Source organism: Vibrio sp. V42_P2S4T144 (assembly GCF_009904715.1).
Taxonomy (GTDB): domain Bacteria; phylum Pseudomonadota; class Gammaproteobacteria; order Enterobacterales; family Vibrionaceae; genus Vibrio; species Vibrio alginolyticus.
The window spans coordinates 1-5,805 of record NZ_WXWS01000030.1 but is presented as its reverse complement, the minus strand read 5'-3'; the positions used below and the strand labels follow the sequence as shown (position 1 = coordinate 5,805).

Below are 5,805 nucleotides of genomic sequence, written 5' to 3'. Positions count from 1 at the left end.
GAAAAATCGTTGCGATCAGTACCTGTGCCATTGGTGAAGACGCACCGCAAACCGAGTCTCTGTTGTCTGCCCAACATTACCCTCAGAGTATCGATCTTCAAGGCCAGTTAGTTCTGCCAGGTTTGATCGACTGCCACACTCATCTTATTTACGCGGGCAATCGTGCCAACGAATTTGAAATGCGCTTAAACGGCGTGCCATATCAAGAAATTTCCAAACAAGGCGGCGGGATTCTCTCAACGGTACATGCGACACGCTCTGCAACCGAAGCACAACTAGTTGAGTTAGCGTTACCACGTTTAGATGGGTTACTCGCGAGTGGCGTCACTTCTGTCGAGGTGAAATCTGGCTATGGATTGACACTGAATGATGAAATAAAAATGCTCCGTGCCGCCAAAATGCTAGAGCAAGAGCGCAAAGTTAAAATCACCACTACACTTCTCGCCGCTCACGCTATTCCGCCAGAGTTTCAAGGTCGTGCAGATGATTATATTGAGCACATTTGTCAGGAGATAATCCCTGTTGTCGCAAAGGAAGAATTAGCTACGAGTGTCGATGTTTTTTGTGAATCGATTGGTTTCAATCTTGAACAAACAGAAAAAGTGTTTGTAGCTGCAAAACGCCACGGCTTAAAGGTTAAAGGGCATACTGAGCAACTTTCTAATCTCGGTGGTACAGCCCTCACTGCGCAATACAACGGTCTGTCAGCGGATCACATCGAGTTTTTAGATGAGCAAGGTGTTAAAGCACTTGCTCGATCAAACACCGTCGCCACTCTATTGCCTGGCGCTTTTTATTTTCTAAGAGAGACTCAGTTACCACCGATTGAGTTATTGAGAGAGCATAACGTGCCGATGGCAATTGCTACGGACGTCAACCCAGGTACATCACCATTTTCTGATCTCACACTCATGCTGAATATGGCGTGCACGCTATTTCGCCTTACACCGCAAGAAGCACTGCGTGGTGTAACGCAACATGCAGCCAAAGCTCTGGGTTATCAAAACTCACGTGGCGAAATCAAAGTAGGGTTTGATGCGGACTTCTCTATCTGGGATATCGAAAGCCCTGCGGATTTAAGCTATCAAGTCGGAGCAAAACGTCTGGTAGGTCGTATAGTAAATGGTGAATACATTTCACACGGAGGCCAATAATATGTCTCAATTCGACCTACACTCTCCCCTATTTCATTGGCAAGGCCGTCATGATGCCGAGGACGGCAAGCTTGGTCAGCGAATTTATCACGTTGTTCAACGCCAAAAAGCAGATGAGTTGAGTGCCGTTGCGCATGGCGTCTCATTACTCGGTTTTGCTACCGACGCTGGCGTTGCGAGAAACAAAGGACGCATTGGCGCGAAAAAAGCGCCAGACTTAATCCGACGAGCACTCGCTAATTTAGCATGGCACCAAGACGCCCCACTATATGACTTAGGTACTGTGGTGTGTGAAGACGACTTACTTGAAGAGAGCCAAGCTCTATGTGCAGCAACCATTTCAAGCGCACTGCCCCATACGCCAGTCATCGTGCTGGGTGGTGGGCATGAGATTGCGTGGGCCTCGTTTTCCGGCTTAGCGGAATATTTTAAAGCGCACCATCCAGAGAAGAAGCCTAAAATCGGCATTATCAATTTCGATGCGCATTTCGATTTGCGCGCATTCGAGAGTAACCTCGCCGACATAAGACCGAGCTCTGGTACACCCTTCAACCAAATTCATCATTTTTGTCAACGTAACGATTGGGACTTTCATTACGCTTGTATTGGTGTAAGCCGCAGTAGCAACACTAAAGCGCTATTTGAAAAAGCAGATGCGTTAAATGTTTGGTATGTAGAGGACAATCAGCTCTGCTACTTAAACCACAGTTATCACTTAACTCAGCTTCAGCATTTTATTGACGACTGTGACCACCTCTATTTGACCATTGATCTGGATGTATTTCCTGCCGCAACCGCACCTGGAGTCAGCGCACCAGCAGCTCGGGGAGTGAGTTACGACACAATTGCCCCCTTTTTAGATCGAATTCTTCATTACAAAAATAAGTTAATGCTGGCTGATATCGCCGAATACAACCCAAATTATGACGTCGATAGTCAAACAGCACGATTAGCTGCCCGTTTGTGTTGGGATATCGCCAACGCAATGGCGGAAAAACAGCACAAACCATAATGCATCCCAGATGCCACTGATTATTACGACCAAGCAAGTACTTGGTCATCACGAGAAACTAAAGGAGTCTGAAATGACACAGCGCCAGGGACAAGATCCACGACTTGATACAAGCAGAACAATTCGTGCACCTCACGGAGATAAACTGCGCGCAAAATCTTGGCTAACCGAAGCCCCTCTTCGTATGCTGATGAACAACCTTGATCCTGATGTTGCAGAACATCCACATTCACTGGTTGTATATGGCGGCATTGGCCGAGCAGCGCGAAACTGGGAATGTTACGACAAGATTGTTGAAGTACTTGAAAGACTCGAAGATGACCAAACGCTTTTAGTTCAATCAGGCAAGCCTGTTGGTGTTTTCCCTACTCATAAAAATGCCCCACGCGTGCTTATCGCAAACTCAAACCTTGTTCCGCATTGGGCAAACTGGGAACACTTCAACGAGCTCGATAAACAAGGCTTGATGATGTACGGCCAAATGACCGCTGGCAGCTGGATATACATTGGCTCGCAAGGTATCGTACAAGGCACATACGAAACGTTCGTATCTGTTGCAAAAAAACACTTTGACGGTGACGCAAATGGCCGTTGGATTCTAACGGGTGGTCTTGGTGGCATGGGTGGTGCTCAACCTCTCGCTGGTACAATGGCGGGCTTCTCCATGATTGCAGTAGAGTGTGATGAATCACGTATCGATTACCGCCTACGTACAGGCTATGTCGATAAGAAAGCGACTTCTTTAGATGAAGCGCTAGCTATCATTAAAGAGTCAGACACACCAGTATCGGTTGGTCTACTAGGTAATGCAGCAGACGTTTTCTCTGAGCTGGTAGAACGTAATATCACGCCTGATGTCGTAACAGACCAAACGTCTGCACACGACCCGCTCAATGGCTATTTACCACAAGGCTGGAGCATGTCTCACGCAGCAGAAATGCGTTTGCAAGATGAAGCAATGGTCGTAAAAGCAGCGAAAAAATCCATGGCTGTGCAAGTTCAAGCGATGTTAGAGCTGCAAAATCGCGGCGCCGCAACACTCGACTACGGTAACAACATCCGCCAGATGGCCTTGGAAGAAGGCGTAGAAAACGCATTCGATTTTCCTGGCTTCGTTCCAGCCTACATTCGTCCTCTATTCTGTGAAGGTATCGGTCCTTTCCGTTGGGCTGCTCTCTCTGGCGATCCTGAGGACATTTATAAAACCGACCAAAAAGTAAAAGAGCTAATTCCAGATAATCCGCACTTACATAACTGGCTAGATATGGCTCGCGAGCGCATTCAGTTCCAAGGTTTACCTGCGCGTATTTGCTGGGTTGGTCTTAAAGATCGTGAGCGTCTTGGTCAAGCATTCAACGAAATGGTGAAAAATGGCGAACTTAAAGCGCCCGTTGTCATTGGTCGAGATCACTTAGACTCTGGCTCTGTAGCAAGCCCGAACCGTGAAACCGAAGGTATGATGGACGGTTCTGACGCCGTATCAGACTGGCCATTATTAAACGCGCTACTCAACACGGCGGGCGGCGCAACTTGGGTTTCACTGCACCACGGCGGTGGCGTAGGTATGGGCTTCTCGCAACACTCAGGTATGGTTATCTGCTGTGACGGCAGTGAAAATGCCTCACAACGTATTGCCCGCGTGCTGCATAACGACCCAGCAACAGGCGTGATGCGTCATGCTGATGCGGGATACGATATCGCTAAACAATGTGCAGCAGAGCAAGGGCTAGATTTGCCAATGCTTAACGAAGAACTGAAGAAGCTCAAGTAAGGATGAAAGAGATGTTAAATTTAACGCTAAAGCCGGGTCATATTAGCTTAAACGAACTACGCCAAGTGAGCCGTTCACCAGTCAACCTTACTTTGGATCCTGAAGCCATTCCGGCCATTGAAGAAAGCACGCAAGTCGTAGACCGAGTCATCGCGGAAGATAGAACGGTTTACGGAATTAACACTGGTTTTGGGCTATTGGCTAACACACGAATAGCACCAGAAGATTTAGAAACACTTCAACGCAGTATCGTTCTTTCTCATGCGGCAGGTATCGGTGAGTTTATGTCAGATGAAACGGTTCGCCTGATGATGGTATTAAAAATCAATAGTCTGTCTCGTGGCTTTTCTGGGATTCGCCTAAAAGTCATTAATATGCTGACCGACCTAGTCAACGCACAAGTTTACCCTTGCGTACCTAAAAAGGGCTCTGTTGGCGCATCAGGTGACTTAGCTCCTCTAGCCCATATGAGCACTGTATTACTGGGAGAAGGACAAGCTCTCCACAACGGTAAAATCATTTCCGGGCAAGAAGCATTAAAAATCGCAGGTCTAGAGCCTATCACTCTGGCGCCAAAAGAAGGCTTAGCGCTACTAAATGGGACTCAGGCATCCACAGCGTTCGCATTGGAAGGCCTGTTTATCGCGGAAGACCTTTTCGCGTCAGCAACCGTTTGTGGTGCAATGTCTGTTGAAGCCGCTCTCGGCAGCCGACGTCCATTCGATCCGCGCATTCACCGTGTACGTGGTCATCGCAGCCAGATGGACGCAGCACTCGCATACCGTCATTTGTTAGACACATCGAGTGAAATAGGTGATTCGCACACTAACTGTGAAAAAGTACAAGACCCGTATTCTTTGCGCTGTCAGCCTCAAGTGATGGGCGCGTGTTTACAGCAAATCCGCAATGCGGCGGAAGTATTACAAGTAGAAGCGAACTCCGTATCAGATAATCCATTGGTGTTTGCTGAAGATGGTGACATCATCTCTGGCGGTAACTTCCACGCTGAGCCTGTTGCAATGGCAGCCGACAACCTAGCACTTGCGATTGCCGAGATCGGCAGCTTGTCTGAACGTCGTATGGCATTACTTATCGATAGCGCGCTATCAAAACTACCACCGTTCTTAGTCGACAATGGTGGTGTGAACTCTGGTTTCATGATTGCTCAGGTTACCTCTGCTGCGTTAGCAAGTGAAAACAAAACACTCGCTCACCCAGCGTCAGTAGACAGCTTGCCAACATCTGCAAACCAAGAAGATCACGTGTCAATGGCAACATTCGCGGCTCGCAGGTTGAAAGAAATGGGCGAAAACACTCGCGGTATTCTAGCGGTCGAATACCTCTCAGCAGCACAAGGCCTAGACTTTAGAGCACCAAACAAGTCCTCTGAGCGTATTGAGATTGCGAAACAAATGTTGCGTGAAAAAGTATCGTTCTACGATAAAGATCGCTACTTTGCTCCAGACATTGAACAGGCAAATACTCTGCTTAAGCTGGCTATCCACAACACGCTCATGCCAGAGAGCTTGTTACCAAGTGTTCAATAACCAAGCATAACTGGCATTTCATCGAATAAACAGATAATGACTTGAAGGCTCTACGTTCAGCGTGGAGCCTTTTTACATACGATTAAACATGTTGATGGCACTATTTATGAACGCCAGTCTACTTTGATGGCTATACTTTAAAAGATAGGCGAGCGAAAAGGTCGTTGTTTATTGTTTTCACAAATAAAAGCGTTGCTAAAGTATGCGTTTTTAACGGTTTATCCGCCGAAATAGTGTCTTATTGTTAGGATACGGTGAAGTTTTCACTGGATGGACCATTGCTACGCAGATATTCGCATATAATCCCACATAGTTTTGGTT

General features: G+C 47.2%; 4 protein-coding genes. All 4 read left to right on the top strand.

Annotated features, from left to right (window positions below; genetic code table 11):
- Positions 1–1,154: imidazolonepropionase (gene hutI, locus CAG68_RS00900; protein ID WP_202599816.1), on the top strand; the 1,154-nt coding region annotated here is incomplete at its 5' end.
- Position 1,155: 1 nt separating this feature from the next.
- Positions 1,156–2,166: a formimidoylglutamase gene (hutG, locus tag CAG68_RS00895; RefSeq protein WP_161440685.1), complete on the top strand. Its 1,011-nt coding sequence runs from the start codon at positions 1,156–1,158 to the stop codon at positions 2,164–2,166.
- Positions 2,167–2,239: 73 nt separating this feature from the next.
- Entirely contained in the window at positions 2,240–3,937 is a 1,698-nt protein-coding gene (gene hutU / locus CAG68_RS00890; RefSeq protein WP_161440684.1) for a urocanate hydratase, read from the top strand.
- 11 nt (positions 3,938–3,948) lie between these two features.
- On the top strand, positions 3,949–5,484 hold the full coding sequence (hutH, locus tag CAG68_RS00885; RefSeq protein ID WP_161440683.1) for a histidine ammonia-lyase: 1,536 nt from the start codon (positions 3,949–3,951) through the stop codon (positions 5,482–5,484).
- The last annotated feature ends 321 nt before the right edge of the window (positions 5,485–5,805 follow it).